General features: G+C 48.5%; 18 protein-coding genes. 2 read left to right on the forward strand and 16 right to left on the reverse strand.

Features of this window, described 5'->3' with window-relative positions:
- Nucleotides 1–8 precede the first annotated feature (8 nt).
- Together MKY82_RS18480 and MKY82_RS18485 are read right to left on the reverse strand one after the other, a co-directional pair.
- Nucleotides 9–491, reverse strand: coding sequence for a DUF2975 domain-containing protein (locus MKY82_RS18480; protein WP_194543076.1), 483 nt, complete (start codon nucleotides 489–491; stop codon nucleotides 9–11).
- Nucleotides 492–750: 259 nt separating this feature from the next.
- Nucleotides 751–1,665: an arginase family protein gene (locus MKY82_RS18485; protein ID WP_339294052.1), complete on the reverse strand. Its 915-nt coding sequence runs from the start codon at nucleotides 1,663–1,665 to the stop codon at nucleotides 751–753.
- A 107-nt stretch (nucleotides 1,666–1,772) separates the two neighbouring features.
- Here MKY82_RS18485 and MKY82_RS18490 point away from each other — a divergent pair, with 107 nt between their 5' ends.
- Entirely contained in the window at nucleotides 1,773–2,114 is a 342-nt protein-coding gene (locus tag MKY82_RS18490; protein WP_071220787.1) for a helix-turn-helix domain-containing protein, read from the forward strand.
- 71 nt (nucleotides 2,115–2,185) lie between these two features.
- Here MKY82_RS18490 and MKY82_RS18495 read toward each other — a convergent pair whose 3' ends face one another.
- The 6 genes from MKY82_RS18495 to MKY82_RS18520 form a co-directional block, all read right to left on the reverse strand.
- Nucleotides 2,186–2,662, reverse strand: coding sequence for a GNAT family N-acetyltransferase (locus MKY82_RS18495; protein WP_339294053.1), 477 nt, complete (start codon nucleotides 2,660–2,662; stop codon nucleotides 2,186–2,188).
- Nucleotides 2,663–3,779: 1,117 nt separating this feature from the next.
- Nucleotides 3,780–5,243, reverse strand: a complete 1,464-nt coding sequence (locus MKY82_RS18500; RefSeq protein WP_339294054.1) for a S8 family serine peptidase — start codon at nucleotides 5,241–5,243, stop codon at nucleotides 3,780–3,782.
- A gap of 547 nt (nucleotides 5,244–5,790) precedes the next feature.
- Entirely contained in the window at nucleotides 5,791–6,267 is a 477-nt protein-coding gene (locus MKY82_RS18505; RefSeq protein WP_339294055.1) for a YqeG family HAD IIIA-type phosphatase, read from the reverse strand.
- Between the two features lie 258 nt (nucleotides 6,268–6,525).
- Nucleotides 6,526–7,482: a hypothetical protein gene (locus MKY82_RS18510; protein WP_339294056.1), complete on the reverse strand. Its 957-nt coding sequence runs from the start codon at nucleotides 7,480–7,482 to the stop codon at nucleotides 6,526–6,528.
- A 306-nt stretch (nucleotides 7,483–7,788) separates the two neighbouring features.
- The gene (locus MKY82_RS18515) at nucleotides 7,789–9,150 is read right to left on the reverse strand and encodes a HAMP domain-containing sensor histidine kinase (RefSeq protein WP_339294057.1); all 1,362 of its coding nucleotides are present in this window, start codon (nucleotides 9,148–9,150) and stop codon (nucleotides 7,789–7,791) included.
- A complete protein-coding gene (locus tag MKY82_RS18520; protein ID WP_220684958.1) occupies nucleotides 9,147–9,824 on the reverse strand; it encodes a response regulator transcription factor in 678 nt (225 codons plus the stop codon). Before MKY82_RS18520 ends, MKY82_RS18515 begins: the two co-directional genes overlap by 4 nt.
- 266 nt (nucleotides 9,825–10,090) lie before the next feature.
- Between MKY82_RS18520 and MKY82_RS18525 the strand changes: the two genes are divergently transcribed.
- Complete coding sequence (locus MKY82_RS18525; protein ID WP_194543085.1) at nucleotides 10,091–10,483, forward strand: hypothetical protein; 393 nt, start codon at nucleotides 10,091–10,093, stop codon at nucleotides 10,481–10,483.
- 163 nt (nucleotides 10,484–10,646) lie between these two features.
- On the opposite strand, the gene ptsP is transcribed toward MKY82_RS18525, so the two are convergent.
- The 8 genes from ptsP to MKY82_RS18565 all read right to left on the reverse strand — a co-directional run bounded on the left by ptsP (nucleotide 10,647) and on the right by MKY82_RS18565 (nucleotide 17,605).
- A complete protein-coding gene (gene ptsP / locus MKY82_RS18530) occupies nucleotides 10,647–12,410 on the reverse strand; it encodes a phosphoenolpyruvate--protein phosphotransferase (RefSeq protein ID WP_339294058.1) in 1,764 nt (587 codons plus the stop codon).
- Entirely contained in the window at nucleotides 12,410–12,679 is a 270-nt protein-coding gene (locus MKY82_RS18535; RefSeq protein WP_260068352.1) for an HPr family phosphocarrier protein, read from the reverse strand. Before MKY82_RS18535 ends, ptsP begins: the two co-directional genes overlap by 1 nt.
- Before the next feature lie 263 nt (nucleotides 12,680–12,942).
- A complete protein-coding gene (locus tag MKY82_RS18540; protein WP_194544834.1) occupies nucleotides 12,943–13,677 on the reverse strand; it encodes an SIS domain-containing protein in 735 nt (244 codons plus the stop codon).
- A gap of 36 nt (nucleotides 13,678–13,713) precedes the next feature.
- Entirely contained in the window at nucleotides 13,714–14,472 is a 759-nt protein-coding gene (locus MKY82_RS18545) for a creatininase family protein (RefSeq protein ID WP_339294059.1), read from the reverse strand.
- Nucleotides 14,473–14,485: 13 nt separating this feature from the next.
- Nucleotides 14,486–15,478 carry a phosphotriesterase gene (locus MKY82_RS18550; RefSeq protein WP_194543089.1) on the reverse strand — a complete coding sequence of 331 codons (993 nt, stop codon included), beginning with the start codon at nucleotides 15,476–15,478 and terminating at the stop codon, nucleotides 14,486–14,488.
- 104 nt (nucleotides 15,479–15,582) lie between these two features.
- Nucleotides 15,583–16,878 (reverse strand): PTS ascorbate transporter subunit IIC, encoded by a 1,296-nt coding sequence (locus tag MKY82_RS18555; protein ID WP_113058963.1) that lies wholly within the window; start codon nucleotides 16,876–16,878, stop codon nucleotides 15,583–15,585.
- Between the two features lie 23 nt (nucleotides 16,879–16,901).
- Nucleotides 16,902–17,165: a PTS sugar transporter subunit IIB gene (locus tag MKY82_RS18560; protein WP_113058962.1), complete on the reverse strand. Its 264-nt coding sequence runs from the start codon at nucleotides 17,163–17,165 to the stop codon at nucleotides 16,902–16,904.
- Nucleotides 17,162–17,605, reverse strand: coding sequence for a PTS sugar transporter subunit IIA (locus MKY82_RS18565; protein WP_194543090.1), 444 nt, complete (start codon nucleotides 17,603–17,605; stop codon nucleotides 17,162–17,164). Before MKY82_RS18565 ends, MKY82_RS18560 begins: the two co-directional genes overlap by 4 nt.
- Nucleotide 17,606: the final 1 nt, after the last annotated feature.

Consider the following 17,606-nt stretch of genomic DNA (forward strand, 5'->3'; position numbering starts at 1 on the left):
TTATCACCTCAGACCGTCAAATCATTCTCAGATTTTATATCAATTGCCTCTTTTAAAAGCTTTTGAAGAACAGCAGCAAAAACGGCAATCACCATGGACGCAAAAATCAGTGCCATTCCGATGATTATGATGCCTGGGGCATCGTCTTTCTCCGCTATCAGATAGAAGAGCGGCATGCCTACCACAAACAAGCTGCTGATTATGGTTGCACAGTTTTTTATATTCTTTAGAACGCGTACGGATAATTCCGAGAAAGCTTTGTTCTTGTCAATATAGCCTAGAAGCTTATACGCCTGATACAAAGCAAAGTAAAACGGTATCGCGGTTGCATACAAATCGATGAAAACAAGATATCTCAAATAAGTATGATCTGGATACAATTCTGCAATAAATTCCGCTATCTCTGGTACCACAAATATGCACAGAGCTAGAACTGGAATTCCAATAAGAATTACAGCAATCCTTAAAAATAATGTGGACCCTCGTTTCATAAAAAAGCACCTCACTTCATGATTATGAAATTGATTTTAGCAATTTATTTATCGTTTTGCAATAAATAATTAATGTTTATGATTATATTTATATTGTTATACTGATATCTCCAAGGAAATACTTACATTGAAACGAAATCAATCTGAATCACCTCACTTACTGCCCCCCCTTACTACCACCTAAAAAATACACCCTAAATACGTGGGTGTATTTTTATGATTATTCAGTTCATTTTTCTATATAAGTTCATGGATGCCTTTAGTTATTTAAAATGGGTATTTCTCCAAGGAGTTTCTTCAGGTTGATGGAGTCCCACGGCAAATGCTCTGTTATACCTAACCCAACGACATCGGTTTCTTCTGATAGTTCTTTAATCAAACGCAGTAGTTGAGGCAATTGCATGGTTCCCTTAGGAGATAAATTAAAGGGTTCTTCCGGGTTGGCGAATAATACCGAACGAAAAGCCTTTGGATCAAGCACGTCTAAATCAAGATGAATAGCCAGGTGTTTAATGCCGCTTTCTTTGATCCATTCTTTTATAGAATCAGTGCTGCTCGCTAACTCCTTCGTTCCGGCCGTTCGAATACCAAGCCTTTGAATCAATTCCGTGTCCGGTTCTGTAGGTGCAACACCTAATCTTTGAAACGCTTCAGAAATTACAGCAACTTCTTCTTCTGTAGGAGCCGCTAATCCCGCAATAAAGACATTTTCAGGTTTTAGCGGGGTTTTCACATGTTTTGCGAACTCCTCATCTCCTTCTCCCAAAAGATTCCCGAGAGGTACTGCGTGCCCGTTATCATAGCCGACATAATTGACCAAATCAGAGTGAGCATCGATCCATACCAAACCTAATTCCCCACCGTACCGTTCGTTTAAATAGGCAAATGGAGCTTGTTCAACTAGGCAATCACCACCAAACATGATAACGCGATCCGGCTGATGAGCCTCAATAAGATGATGAGCGGCCTTTAGCTGTTCAAGCAGCTGTTGTCTTCCATTCATACCGTTCTCGTTTTCGAGCGGAGTTCCATCATAAGCTTGAACAGGTACACGGATAAGGGGTTGATCATTGTCCGGAGCCAGCCAAGCAAGCAGCTCGGCTCCAAAAGAGTAGTTCGGGTTGTTTCCTCCTTGCCATTGTGGCATTAACAGACGTATTGTTTTTTTAGTCATTTGTTTCTCTCCTTTACATCAAAGTAAGGTTAGTATAGACTGAGCACAAATATAAAAGTAGTACGCACATTTATGATAGGTACTACCCGAAAGGATAGTGTATCAGTATGAGTATGGAGGAATTTAAAGGTAAAGTTAAGAATGTCCAAGACACACCTTTTGGTTATACCATTTCGATTATTGGCGGCAAATGGAAAATGGTGATTATGTACCTCTTGGCTGAAAACCAAACGGTTCGCTTTAATGATCTGAAAAGACAAATAGGAGCGATCACTTACAAAACATTGAGCTCACAGCTCAAAGAACTGGAAGCGGATGGTCTGGTGACACGCAAAGAATATCCTCAAGTTCCGCCAAAAGTCGAGTACAGTCTTACAGATAAAGCGGAAACTCTATTACCCATTTTGGAACAGTTATGTGAGTGGGGAGTAAAGAACCAACATCATTGAGCCCTATTTTCTAGTTGCAAAAAAGCCGCATAAAATGCGGCTTTCAAGGGTTGATCCGTTGAAGCAGAGAATTAAAGTCGTAAAACGGTTATTAGCTCGTCGTTTTCGATTTCGCCGTTGTCACGGAAGCCGTAGCTTTCATAAAGCTTTTTGGCGGCTGCGTTATCAGCCTTATAAGAAATCCAGCAGTAATGTGCAGGCCCCGCAGGAAAGGTACGGACAAATCCCAAGATTTTTTTCATGGCTTCCCGACCATAGCCTCTGTTCTGGAATTGCTTGTCAATCATCAGCCGCAGGATGCAATAGCTGTCGTCTGCGATTGTCGGAAGTTCATATCCGGTGATTCTGTAGGTAATCATAACAAAACCAACCGGCTGCTCATCCGCGTAAATGGCAAATGGAAATGGCTGCCCCCCATTGGTTGCAAGGACATAACACGAAGCCACGCTCGATAAATTGGACGCTACGAAGCGCCGTTGATCTTCTGAGACCTCCAGATTAAATATGGCACGTCGGTTTTCCAACGTAATTTTCCTGAGTGTTATCATGCAAGGTTTCTCCCTTCATTATCTTGGGTTGATCGTTGCGCCGCGGTCGCTTGTATAACATACAATTTATCCAAAAAAAGTAATAGACTTATATTGAAATTTTTTATATACTATTATGTATCCATGCCTTTTTTAGGTTAGTATGAATTAACCGGCACATTATTGCGCCGGTTTTATTTTTTTGCTCATATAAGCTGCGTTTTAGCATTCCTGTTGATGGATCAACCAGATGAACGGTATCCCATTTTCATCGTTGCCGCTTATACATCTGTTACACCGCTTTCTGCTGACGGATATATAGAGGCAGAGGCTGAAGATACATTTAATTAAGTGAATCCCCTTAAAGCAGACATTGTTGAAAACCCATAAGGGAAACTAATCATCTTTAGGGGGTTATGAGGAAGAAGCTATTTAACCAACTCCGTATAGACCGTGGTTCCGCTATTTGTAAGAAAAGGTGCTGAACATAGGGTTAGGCGGACACAGGTTCCGCTATTGCCTGCAAATCACAGCAAAAAATAAGAAAAATCCGAGAATAACGGATTCTGTGTCCGCGAATCGGTGATTTTGGTACAGTTGTTGGGAAATAGCGGATCTCCTGTCCGCATACAGCTATGCACACCGTATATAGCTCTGTGCAGACCAACACATCAGACGCACGCGACATACAGCTATGAACACGGACACAATAGTGCACTCGCATATAGGTGTGCACATCAACACATCAGATGCACGACACATGCTGTCCACACCACATGCAGCTATGCACACCGTCACATCAGTGCACTCCACATACAGTTGCACATCAACACATCAGACGCACGCCACATACAGCTATGAACACGGACACATCAGTGCACTCCACATACAGCTGCACACTAACTCATCAGACGCACGCCACAAACAGCTGTCCACACGGACACAATAGCGCACTCGCATATAGGTGTGCACACATCACATCAGATGCAATCCCATACAGCAGTGAATACCGACACTTCAGATGCACACCACATACAGCTATGCACCAATACATCCTTGCACACTGTCCATCAATTGTCCGACGCGTTCACATTAATGAATCGGATTCCAGCTCTTTCGGGAAAATGGGGCTCCGCGCTTATCCATTATGTCCGCTTAGCCATTGTATTAGCGGAGAGGCTTTTGAAATTATAGAATCTGGATCATGCGTCGGTTCAAATTGCGGAAAGAAGTCAGGAAACATGGCAAGGTATTCGCTTACACACCATCGAACCGTCCAATTGATATCCGTTGACAATGGAATCCACTTGGAACCTTCATTTTTCCTTGCGACTTGCAATAATGCATAGGCATACCAACCACGGACGCCGCCTTCCGATTCCTGAGCTAATCGCTCCCAGAAAACCTCTCGCTCATATTCGTTTATGGGCTTTTCCAAAGCACAAACAGCGATTTTTCTTACGATTGGCGAGCGATCGAATGAATATTGCCATAAAAGGTTCCGTGAGCAAAGCTGCCTTTCCACGAGAGTAGATAGGGATATCGCCCTTTTGATGTCATCTTGGGAATGTAGTGCGATATGTGTGTCCCTGATCCGCAGGGACTGTAAAGCTACTTGGGGTTGATTCGTTATCTGACCCAATTCAATTGCGGTTTTTGTTTTGGCGACGTTAACCCTGGGGGCTAGATTATCGTAGCCATGTATACGATCACCGTATGTCGTCAACGCAGTGCGTAGAGTTGCTGCATCTAAACCTTGAAATGTAGACATTAGGTATGCTGCGACTCCGGTTACGAGTGTTGCTGCGCCTGATGTTCCCTCATAATAGGAAACGACATCTGCTTTTTTAATGAATTCACAAAAAGGAACGGTCAAGTATACTCGTGGTGCTAGAACGTCAGGCCTGAAGTGCCCCTCGGCATTTCGTCCATACGGTTCATCGGGAAATGGTACATGGATGTGGCGCTCTGCGTGGCCTCGGTCATTGTATCCCCCCACGGCTAGATATTCGCGAGGCGGCAACATATTCGCTGTTCTCGTTCTCGTATTCCCATTTGCACAGACCACAAGAACCCCACTTCTAACGGCTGAAGCTAGTGCCTGAACCGTGCTGTTTTTGCTTGTGCTTTTTAGATATACCTGATGATCTAGTGCATGCCATCCCGTACTTAATATGATTCGAATATTCCATTCTTTCTGCTTATTCAATATCCACTCGATCCCGGCTTTTAATCGTTCTCCTTCCCCAGTCTTGAACGCCCCGTGATTAAGCACGATATAATGTGCCGCCGGTGCAATGCCTATATGCGTTTTTCCTTGGAAAACAAAAGGTTTATGAGATAGTGCCAATAGTGTCATCAACCCATGCTCACCACTAGCGTCTTCATGTTCAACGGACTCTTCTAAAGCAATATTTCGGCATGTAATGGAGAAGTCGTCATGAACGGTGACGTATTGTAATCGATCGCCTAAATGCTGAAGTGCAGGATGAGGGGTAATTGTATCAATGATGACGATACCCATGTTTTTCCCGGATTCCGTAAAATCCGGAGCTTCTGAAAAGCCTAGTCGTGCCCACGTAGGTTCAGGTAATACTCTCATGGATTCATGCTCCTTCTAAAGCAATATACATCTTTAGCTTATTGCTTGATCATTCATTTGGCTAGTTGAATGAAGTAACAAAAAACAACCCCGAACCTAATATATCTTCGGGGTTGCAGTCTATAATAACATGTTTATATGTCGCTGATACGATTAAGCGCTATCTATTCTTTTAGCCTGATCCTCTCCATAAGTAAATGGATAACTTTCACTTCCTAGCAGCATTCTATAAGCGGTCCGAAGCCATTTTTGAAAATATATACTTTTATGGAGCAGCATCGCTTACCCGAGTGACATCATGACCATGAGCGGAACGCTGACCGCGCTGAAGTAAAACGTGTTAAATGCCGCCTTGTGGAAGGAAGACTTCCCAGCAGCTCTACGTAATTATCGAAACCCACAAAATAGCCGTCTACCGTTTAGGGAAGATAATTTAAGTAAAAAGTGGAGAAATATTAAAATATCTTAAATAGTGAACGCGGCCAAAAAATCCAATCCCTTCACCCCTCAAATCACATCAATTATGTTCCAATTGTAGCACTCATGTTTATACTCGGAGCACTTTTACGAATAGTCGTTTGACTACGCCTAAAATCCGAGGTTTCGCCCATGAAGAAGATATGAAAATCGTGTACATCCCCAGACGGTTTCCTCCCCATAGATCGGTAATGATGCCGTTTCCGATAACGGCTGTCTCGTTACTGCGCGTTCCGAGTAGATTCAATGCAGCTAAAAACGCTTTTTTCTTCGGTTTACCGGCTTCGAACAATGCTGGAATCTCATGGATCTGTCCGTGACCATGCATCGGTGGTTTGCTGTTAGAGACGATGATCACCTTAATTCCGTATCGGGACTGCATGTTATTCAGCCAATCTTTCATCAAATCGGTTAAGGATTCAGCATTTTTCGTCGTTATGGTATTGGTCCAGTCAAGGATGATCCCTTTAATACCTGCCTGCTGGAGTGTTTCTCCGTCAATCTCATATATCGAGCGCGCAATTTTCGATGGTTTAAAAATAGACATACATATCCTCCACTACCTTGATATAAGTGAGCCAATCGTGTATAGATTGCCTTCATTCTGTTAAAATCATACTTTTGAACAATCATTTCTCTTGGATGGTCTGTATGTTTAGTTTCACCTAAACAAAAAAGCCGCGATTTCCGCGACTTCATAAGCATGTTTGTTTTTTCCTTCCGACAGGTAAGGATACTCGCTGCCTGAACGACGTAATGTTCCGAATCGATATCGCACTACACATGACGTGTTCCAACGAATCGTCTACAAGGCACGACGTCGATCATGCAGAACGAGCAGAATGATCATAATCATCATTACACCTAAGATGATACCGGCCTCTGTGGTCAGCATCCGCAGCAGCGGGTACTCTGGCGAGAACTGCGAATCGGTACGAATAGCGGAAAAGAGATTATAAGAGAACAGCATGCCCGACGAAATCCAAGCCAATGCCATCGGGTACAGAAAACGCTGCGACCCACGCCGGGAAGTTAGCACCAGCAATCCCCACGCCCCCGCGATGGACCACGCTCCGGTACTAAACGTCAGCAGATGCCACCACACATCACGATCGTCCAATCTGGCCGGATCCATGCCGAGGGTGCCTCCGGCAGCCCAGAACACCTTAATGGTACCTAGCAGGATACAGCCTGCTCCAACCAGCCTGGACAATGTATGCTGCAGTACCCAAGTATTACCGGGCAACCTGCTATAGTCAATCGAATCACCGAACGCCTCCGGCCACCGTGTCTTCGCATACCCTGCGAAGGCGAGAGGCAGACAAATGCCGATGCCAACAAGCGAGACCATGACAAAGAATTGTTCGTACACCCAAACATCGGCTGCCCCTGCTTCCTGATCCCGAGTCATAGCTGCCGGTCCTAGCACCGGTGCCAAGACCAGCATGGGAACGAGCAGACCCGTGCCAACCCATACGGGGAAGGCAATTAGCCATGCAGGCAGGCGTTCACCCCACGGCCTGGTGAACGCCACTGCCAGTAGAATTCCGATCGCCGCAAGCACTGCGGTAGCTGCGTTGATCGCACGCCAACTAACGTCTCCCATTTGCTCGGTTGGTATGAAGTAACCGAGGCTCCATGCCAGTTTAATCAATAAATACGGCGTCACCGCTAGGGCAGCGCCATAACCACAAATTCTACGCATCTTTATCCATCGCGCTGTCTGGAGCTCTGCTGAAACTTTTTTATGCTCAATCTTCATGTTGGTTAACTTACCTCCTTAATAACTCAGCCTTCACTTTACACCCCATTCTACCTCCCTTATCGAAAGGCAAAGTGACCTCAAGTTTAAGTTTGGGTTAATTTCGTTTACGTGAAGCTGTAAACTCTCTATCCTGGATAGGTAAGCCAACGCTCAAAAAAAGAAGCTGCGTATAAGTCACTCTGAGCGACTTGTACGCAGCTTCTTCCCTGGTCTTCCAAAGAAAACGATACATGTATTCCAATAACAAACATAAAATCGATAACTAGCTCACATTCGTTTCAGCTACTGTTACCTTCTCATAGCTTAATCTGTCGCGTGAGTTATAACACTGCAACTGTTATCAATCCAAATATAAAACGCACTTCCGTCTGCGTCGGATTTCATTTCCCATTGCATCCCCATCTCCTTGGCCATCATCGATACAATGGACAAACCGATCCCTGCGCCTTTTTCAGGCGACTCGTTGCAGAAGCCCGGGCCCTTGTCGTTGATGACCAGCATCAGCTGCTTCTCACGATCAATCATTTGAATGCCGATGTAGCGACCCGCTCCCGCATGGCGTACTACATTCTGAAACACATTGTCCAGGATCCGGTTAAACCACAATGGATCCACATCCCATAATAACGTCTCATCAGGAAGCTCGACAAAGACATCAAATCCCTTAGCCTCGAATACTGGATACCACTGAGCCACTCGATTCCGGACTTCTTCTACAATATCAATCGGCTGTTTGTGCAGCGGATACTTCCCCGCCGATAACAACGTGTATGACAGAAGATTATCCATCAGATTACTGATGTCGTCCAGCTTATGCTCGATGACAGAAAGTGAAACCTGTCCTTGGGGAGAAGCAGGGTTATTGCGAACGGTATGGACATGTTGCCTGATGACAGTCAACGGGGTTCGAAGATCGTGGGAAATCGTTGAAATGAATTGCTTGCGCAGTTCCTCCTCCTCCCGCTCCCGTTGTTGACTTTCTTTGAGCTCCTTCACCATCCGATTAAACGAGCCTTCGAGTTCTCCGATCTCGTCGTTCTTCATAATCGTGACTTCGTCGGGAATTTCTTTCAATCCATTTACGGTCATCGCGGATTGGAGCCTGATCAGTCTTTTGCGAAGCTTAATGAAGAACAGCCATGACAGCATAAAGAAGCATACACAAATCATTAGAAACAGAAAGATGAGCGGCAGGTTTCCCGATAGCGACATCTCTGCATCAAGGATATGGGAATCCGGGAGCCGCATCACCATAAAGCCTTGCTTCGGATCGTTTCCGATGAGGGAGGTTAAGACCAGCGTTTCTTGATAACGGTCTTGCGCTCGAATCGAGAGAATATCCTCATAAGTCCATTGCTCAGGTATATCTTCCGAGAGGTCTCTGACTGCATTCGTCCTCCCTGACGGGTCCACCCAAAATATTTCAGCATCCGGATAGTCCTCGTTCAACTCTCCCAGTCTAGAAATAATCCTATCCCTACCTGCACCGTCCAGGTTGTCTGCCTCCTGCTGCCACATGCGGGTTATCTCTTCCGGACGATATACTGGATGATCGCTAAACATATAACCAGGTAAATAAAACAGGGCTGGAATGATCGGCCATAGCAGTAAGGCGGTCAAAATAAGGATCAGATATTTGCTCATTAACGAGCCGCGGATCTTCATGATCGCACCCGGTATCCTACGCCGCGGATGGTCTCGATAATTTGGGGGGAGCCGGAATCCAGCTCGATCTTCTCTCGCAGATGCCGGATATGCACATTCAACGTCTTGTCTCCGTTCAGATGCGGCTCGCCCCATACGGCTTCATAAATCTGCTTCTGGGTCAAAATATGATTCAGATGGTCCAGGAAATACATGAATATGTGAAACTGCTTACCTGTAAGCACAATCTCTTCCCCGGTTACGGAATTCCAAATACGGCTTCCTGTTCGGTCGATGATTAAATGCCGGATCAGAAGCTGTTCCGGTTCCGCAGTGACGGAGCGCCTGAGCAGGACTTGAATCCGGGCGGCCAACTCATCCGGATGAAACGGCTTTGTCATATAATCATCGGCAAAAGACAAGCCGGTAAGCTTATCCTCGATTGCGGTTCTGGCCGTAAGCATCAGGATAGGTACAGCGGGATTGATTCGTTTTAGCCGCTGACCGACCGTGAATCCGTCCAGACCCGGAAGCATAATGTCCAAAATGACAAGATCGCAATGTTCCATTGCTGCTTCCACATCATAGCCTGAACTCTTCCATATCACCTCATAGCCCTGGCTGATTAAAAACTCCTTGGACCAGGAACCGATTTCCTGATCGTCTTCAATGTACAAAATAGTAAATGTCTTCATCGTATGATGGACTCCTAAAAGTAATATATAGGTAGTCTAGCATATTATGGCTGTCAGGAGATCGGGAAATCCATCGGAAAAATTCACGTAAATCACCAAGCATCGTCATAAGTTCACAACATGGATTTGTTATTGTTATCAACAGCCGGGAAAATCAATGCAGGCACTGGCAATATTCATACAAGTTGGAGGATGAATCGGACGGGGTCTTATCGACTTCATCAGGCGACAGATTAACACATACATGGGAAAGGAACGGATTGGATATGAAAACAATCGATATCGTAAAAGAAAACCTGCTTTTCATTCTCGGTCTGGGCGCTTTAGCGCTTGTCAGACCCATCATGAAGATGACCGGGATCATGGAGCTGATCGGCCAAGCATTCGGCAGCATTCTGATGACGGTTCTCATCTCTTTGGCCTGGCTCATGCTCGTTCTATTCAAAAGAACGGCTTATCCCGTTGTCATTCTTGTTTTTGCGGGTTTGAGTTATGCCTTATTTGCTATCATTATCAGCGGGATTACCTCTCCCCTTATCGATGGAACATTGCAAGGTCCATTAACGAATCCGCTGGCAATGATAAGTGTCTTTGCAATAAATGCGGTTTGGGGCTTAATCGTTGGCGTAATTGCCAATGTACTGCGTCGTAAAGGGTAAATAGTCGATAACAAAGAAATGGCGGCATAGGGGAAACCCCCTGCACCGCCATTTCTTTATATGCAGCAGCTATTTGACCCCAACTACGATCACGCATACGGGTATGCCACTTCTGAGAACCCCCAACACCTGCTATGTTGGACAAGTCATGTGAATCCGTAATCTATACCACTGCCTGTTTCACGTGATGAAATTCCGCCAGCGCTTGACGTACGGCTTGAGGCGTATCGAGACGAAGTATGCGCTTCGCCAGCTCGCGGCATTCCTGACGATCCAGAGTAGCGAGCCTTTCCTTCATCCGGCTGAGACCACTTGCCTCCATGCTCCATTCGTCGAGCCCGAGTCCGAGTAAGAGCGGTGCCGCGAGCGGATCACCCGCCATACTTCCGCACATGCCGGTCCATTTACCGGCCGTGTGGGATGCCTCAATGACCGTGCGGATTAGATGAAGCACGGCTGGATGATAATAATCGTACAGGTGCGCGACATGTTCATTCATGCGGTCCGCCGCGACCGTGTACTGCACAAGGTCGTTCGTACCGATGCTGAAGAAATCGACTTCGCTCGCGAATCGTTCCGCCAACACGGCCGTTGAGGGAATCTCAACCATGATGCCAACTTCCATCTGCTCGTCGAACCGGATGCCGTCCTGCCTCAATTCCGCCTGCACTTCCGTCAGGATGGCTTTTGCCTGCCTCCATTCCTGCAGGCCGGAGATCATCGGGAACATCACCTTTACCGTTCCGAAGGCGCTGGCCCGCAGCACCGCCCTCAGCTGCGTGCGAAGCAGCTCCTGGCGTACAAGCCCTACCCGTATCGCACGGTAGCCCAGGAACGGGTTCGTTTCCTTGGGCAGCTGCAGATACGGAAGCTCCTTATCTCCGCCGATGTCCATCGTGCGGATGATTACGGGGCGGCCCTCCATCGTCCGGGCCGCTTCCTGATACGCACGGAACTGCTCCTCCTCGCCCGGCATGGCCTGGGCGTTCATGAACAGGAACTCCGTGCGAAACAGCCCTACGCCGTCCGCGCCCTGCAGGACGGCGGTCGAGGCTTCCGCGGCGCTGCCGATGTTCGCCGCGAGTTCCACGCGCACGCCGTCGGCGGTCACTGCCGGGCGCGCCGCGTACGCCTCGAGCGACTGCCTGCGCTCGAGGTCCTGCAGCATGCGGAGCCGATACTGCTCCGCTTCTGCCTTGTCCGGCCGGGCAACGCACAGCCCGGCGGATCCGTCGAGGACGAGCGTGTCGCCGTCCTCAATGCCGTCGACGCCGACCCCAGCGCCGACAATAGCCGCAATCCCGAGCGACCGTGCGAGAATAGCGGTATGCGAGGTCGCTCCTCCAGTGCGAGTAATAAAACCGATCACCAAGTCAGGGTCCAGCTGAACCGTATCCGATGGCGCCAAATCGTCGGCAACCAAAATTACCTGTTCGGTGATACCCGTAAAGCCGCGCGAATGCCCTGGCGACAGACAAGCGAGAAGACGATTGCCGATATCACGTATGTCTGCGGCGCGTTCCTTCATATAATCATTGTTCATGCCTTCCAACATGGAAGCGACCTGACTCACAATTTCGGCAACGGCCTTTGGCGCGGGCTCCAGTTTCTCTCGAACCCGCGTCTCCATCTTCGGATAGAAGGCAGGATCCTCCAGAAGCTTCCGCTGCCCCGCAAGAATACCGGCTTGCTCTTCGCCCACGGCTTCCTTCGCTTTTTCCGTCAGCGCATCCAATTGCTCCGCACAGCTGGCTTTGGCTTCACGGAGCTTGATAAGCTCGGCATCGATAGCGGCCGGTGTATCGGGAATATCCTTCTCATCGGGGCTGCTGTCGCTGCTTGCCCCCTGCGAAGGCTTGTAGATGTATGCCTTTGCGATCCGGATTCCCTCCGATACGCCGATTCCTTGAATATGCAGCTTCTTCATCAGGCTTCACCAAACTTGCTTTCGACTAGCTGTACCAGTGCTTCGACTACCTCTTGTTCTCCATCTCCATTAGCTTCGATGGTCACGACAGCCCCTTGTTCAATGCCGAGCGTCATCAGCTCCAGCATGCTTTTGCAATCCGCGGAGCGTCCTTCGCTAGTTCTCAGATGAACCTCTCCTCCAAACTGTCCCGCTTTTTCCGAGAAAAGCTGAGCCGGACGGACATGAAAGCCCTGCTCATTCTGTATGGTTACGGTTTGTGTGAACATGTCTTTCCTCCTCATCCTGTAACGGCCTGCCGAGACAATTTTCTTGCAGAAATCGCAGTTACGGCTTCACTCTTCCGTATCCCTGACGTTCGCGTGCTTGATCTTTGCCAGGCGGCCTGCTTTATTTATTGTTCAAGATCCTGCTCATGGGCAATTCGTATATATGCTAATAATGACTGCTTCCCGTTTAGGTAGGATGATTTTCGTTTTCGGACTTACGTTCATTTCGGAAGCTAAGCTATTTCTCGCTAAGCACATTCTTATCATGCCAGTAAAGCGATCCGTCCTTTATAAGCCTCAACCAGCGCTCTGTTGTGTTCATCGGAACCATCGATATTTCCGCTGAGAAATACGGGAGGATTGAAGCCTTTTTCAATCATAATCTCAATAGATTCGGCGAACAGGGAGTTCAAAATGAGGGCCCCGATCACCGTCGAGCTCGGCGTAAAGGGTACCTGGAGGCCCGGATGGCTCAATACGGCATCGCCCTTGACCGAGAAATTGTCGATCACCAGATCAACGGCATCCGCCAGATGCTTGCCGCTGCTGTGTCGGGAGGGCATGCTTTTGGAATATTCCAGAGAGGTAATGCCTACAGTAAAGGCCCCCTTCTCCTTCGCCATCAAAGCGACATCTACAGGAACGGGATTTCGCCCCGAAGTGGACAATACGAATACAATCTCGCCTTCGCGAATATCCTGCTTCTCCATAAACTCAACGGCAAGATCGTTTTGTCTTTCCAGCTCGGACGACCGGACCGCACCTTCATGAAGCATCAGCTTCTCAACCAGAATCGGACGAATCGGTACAAGTCCGCCTGCTCGGTAAAAGACTTCTTCGGTCAATATATGTGAATGTCCGCAGCCGAACAAGTGAATAATCCCGCCCTGCTGAATACAGGTCGCTACCTTCTCCGCCGCTTCACGGATCGGCTTGGCCTGCTCGGTTCGAACTTTGTTCAACAACCCGCCAATCACATCAAAATAGGTGTTCATCATCGTCTTTTTCACCTCGTTGTTCCTGTAATTGCAATGCTATCTGTTCTCTTCCGGTTGATCATCGGTTGACAATGCTCTTTTAGCCCGGAGAACCATCCCGGCCATCACTTCCAAACTGCGCTCGATGATTTTCTCCCCCTTCTCCCTCGTTGCCAGCGTTGCATCCCCAAGCACAGCAGTGGAAGTCATTTCCTCCCACGGCGTTGGCGTGCAATCCGCTTCGATCGGGATCTGCGGGGCACCATCGATCGCCTTGCTCATGTCCACATATTCGCCCGCGAGATAGAGCATATAGGATGTCTCGATTTCATCAGCATGCATATAGCTCGCGTGCGCAGCCGAAGCTTCTCGTACCAAAGCCGTTACTTCCTTCGTGCCAGGGTAAAAGAAATAGAACACTCTTAGTGCGGGCACCCGTTCGTATAACACTCTCGCAGCTTCCTTCAGTGCAACCGCATTGCCGAGATGGCCGTTCACCATGACGAAAATGCGGAATCCTTGCTGGTACAAGCTTTCGCCGATATCTGCTAACAGCCGGATGAGTGCTTCATTTGAGACGTTGATGCTCCCCGGGAAATTGCGCAAGCTCCACACCTGGCCATAGGGGAGGGTCGGCAGAACGAAGCTCTCTGTCCGTTCGGCTAATTTGTCCGCGAGTCTGGTCGCGAGCAGGTTATCCGTGCCCAGCGGCAGATGGGGACCATGCGCTTCAACGGCACCAATAGGAAGGATGGCAGCACGGAATTGGCGTATTTTATCCTTCACCTCATCCGAATTTTCGAGTTCGAATTTCATAGTGGCACCCCCCTTACTTTTTAAATGAAAAGCAGTTGGCCGGGTTGCTTACGAAAAATTTCTTCACCAGCTTTGGTCCGTCAAAGCCGTTTCGGTTCGCCTCGTCCACAAAGCGCGGTACCCATTTGGAAATAATGTACTCCAGACCGAGACCCTGATCGTAATGCTTGTAGTAGGTTTTCCGGGCGGTATCTCCGCTGATGAGGATTTGATCTTCGAAGCCTTTGCGGACAAGCTCCAGAATAAGCGAGATTCGGGTGCTTTCCGGTGCATACTTGATCTTGCCGATACCGTCGAAGCTCATAAAGGCCCCCGTTGCGGCGATCTGCTCGTGATAGTACGGGTCGGGATTGCGGTCCATATGCCCCAGACTCAAAAAAGACAGATCCACACCTTCGCTCTTCAGGAGCTCGATTTGCTCCAGCGCCATGGTGCCAACCTCGGTATGGGAATGAATGGGCGCCTTTGTCTCATGATGAGCGCGCGCTACAGCACGCAGCGTCTTCTCCTCCAGAGGCGTAATACGGTTATAGCCTGTCCCGAATTTAACCTGGCCTGCTTTGAAAGACGTTCCCTCCAGCCCTTCTTCAACCTCCCGGATGACGAAATCCGCCAGCTCGTTGATGCTTTTTGCTTCAATCCACTGGGCGTAGGTTTCATAGTGGCCGATCAGCGGTTTAAGCTCCTCTTTGATTTTGGCGTCCCACAGAAAGCTTTTGTTGAAGCCCGCCGTTCCTACAATATGAATGCCGGTTTCAACTGCGATTTCCTGTACCGCTTGAACATCTCGTCCATAATCGATGGCTGTAGCGTCCACGATCGAGCGTCCGCCGTGTTGTTTGAAGTCAAGAACGTCGAGCTTGGACTTCTCTTTATCGTCCAGGAGCAAATCGTCCTCGCCCCGTTCCTGCCAGTAGGCCGGACGGCATACGATATGTTCGTGGGAATACGTAAAGCCCAGTTTCTCTTTGCTGATATCTCCATGTAAAGTACGAATAAAGCCCATATCGTTTCTCCTCCACTCTCTATAAAATTGGAACCTGGCCAGATCTCTAAAAATGCGTGTTCAACATTCAATATTCAAAAGGTCAGCTGCTTTTTGAATAACCTCTAAAAGAACAGCTTCGCCAGGAAGTGCAAAATCGGCCCAATGATGAACATATCGGAATCGGCTGCCCACATGGCCGTATCCGGTACCGTCGAGGCGATAAAGAAGCGAACCATCAGAAACTGTCCCCAAGCAACCACGGTCGAAGTGATGAAGCCGCCAATAACAGCTCCGCGGACACCGCCTGTCGAATTCCCGAATACCCCCGCCGTAGCGCCGTGGAAGAATAAGACGATCATCGTTGGCACGAAAATGTATGAAACGGTGTTGCCAAGTACAAGCAGCCAGATAATCGCTCCGGCGAAAGCTCCCAGGAAGCCAAGAACCACCGCATTCGGCGCGTAAGGGTATACAACCGGCGCATCCAGTGCCGGTTTAGCGCCTGGTACCAGTTTAGTAGCGATCCCGTTGAAGGCCGGAACCAGCTCGCCGACAAACATCCGGACCCCCATCAGAACGATGGCGATTCCGCCTGCGAATGTAAAGGATTGGATAATGGAGTAGATAATAAAGTTCTGGTCACCCGATTGTTTCATCAGCTCCGCAGCCGCCGGTGTGCCCTTCGTCGACAGAATAATGGCCCCGATCAGGAACAAAACCCCCATGCTGAGTGCAGTGATGACGTTGGAATCGCGAAGAAACTCGAAGCCTTTGGGTACTTTGATTTTCTCGGAATCGTTGTTTTTGTTGCCGAATAATTTACCGAACAAGGCAGCTAGCAAGGCAACCGAGGCCGAGGTGTGACCAAGCGCAATGTTATCGTTGCCCGTAATTTTACGCAGGAACGGCTGAACCAGCGCCGGCTGGAATGTCCAATACACGCCAAGGACGACAGCGACCATAAGTACCAGCTTCCAGATCGGGATGCCGCTGGCCGCATGAACGATCACGCCCGCAAAAACGGTCGACGTCCAGAACATCATGTGTCCGGTCAGGTAAATAAATTTAAACCGGGTGAAGCGTGCCAGCAGAACGTTGATCAGAAAGCCGATGAGCATGGCGAGCGTAACGGCGCTGCCGAATTTGGAATTGAATGCCTCCTGCCCCATGAAGGTACCGAGGGTTCCGCTCTCCAATCCGAAGACTTCCTTCCACATCGGCTCGAATACATTCAAGGCTTTCACGATAACATCAGAGCCTGCACCGATGATGAGGAAGCCGATAATCGCTTTAAAGGTGCCGCTTACAAGCTGGCTCGTTGATTTCTTCTGAAGCAGAAGGCCGACCAGAACGATGAATCCGAGCAGAATGGCGGGCGTTCCAAAAATGTTGGTGGCAATCCAAAAAAGTACGTCCATATGCCCTCTCCCTTTCTAATGGTTTACAGCACTTCTTCCAGCTTCTGTTTGATTTCGTTAGTGTCGAAATAGTTGTTGACGATCACAATTTGGGCCGCATGCCCTTGAAGGCTTTGGGCCAGCTCGTTGCTTGTAATGATATAGTCGGCTGCGGTTCCGGATGCCGTTGACACGTCCGTGTGCTCCACGTCGGCACTTACTCCCATACCGCTCAGGACGTTCTCCACATTCATTCTCAGAATCAAACTCGTTCCTTGTCCAAGACCGCATACGCATAAAATTTTCATTGTTCGTTCCCCCTAATGAGTTGTTGGATTGTCTCAACATCCGTTGCATGCATGAATTGTTCAATGCTGCCCGGGCTGCTCAGCAAGGTGGTCAGCTTGCGCAGCATGGCGATATGCTCCGAACTTGAGGAGCCGCCAAGCGCAAATACAAGCTGTACCGGGTCGTTGGCCGCATGGCCGAATACGACCGGTTTCTTCAATCTAATCAGCGAGACGGACGCTTCCTTCACCCCATCCTCCGCACGGGCATGCGGAAGTGCGATATGGGGTGCAAGAACAAAGTACGGACCTCTTTCACGATAAGATTTCACCATGGCGTCGGCATAACGTTCTTCCGCCGCACCCGCTTTCGCCAGCAGTTCTCCCGCTAAGCGGATCGCTTCTTCGGCCGTCTCGGCCTCAACATCCAAGGCAATTAGCGACGGTTCCAAAAATTTCATT

The organism is Paenibacillus sp. FSL W7-1279 (genome assembly GCF_037969845.1).
In the GTDB taxonomy this organism is placed as follows: Bacteria; Bacillota; Bacilli; order Paenibacillales; family Paenibacillaceae; genus Paenibacillus_AQ.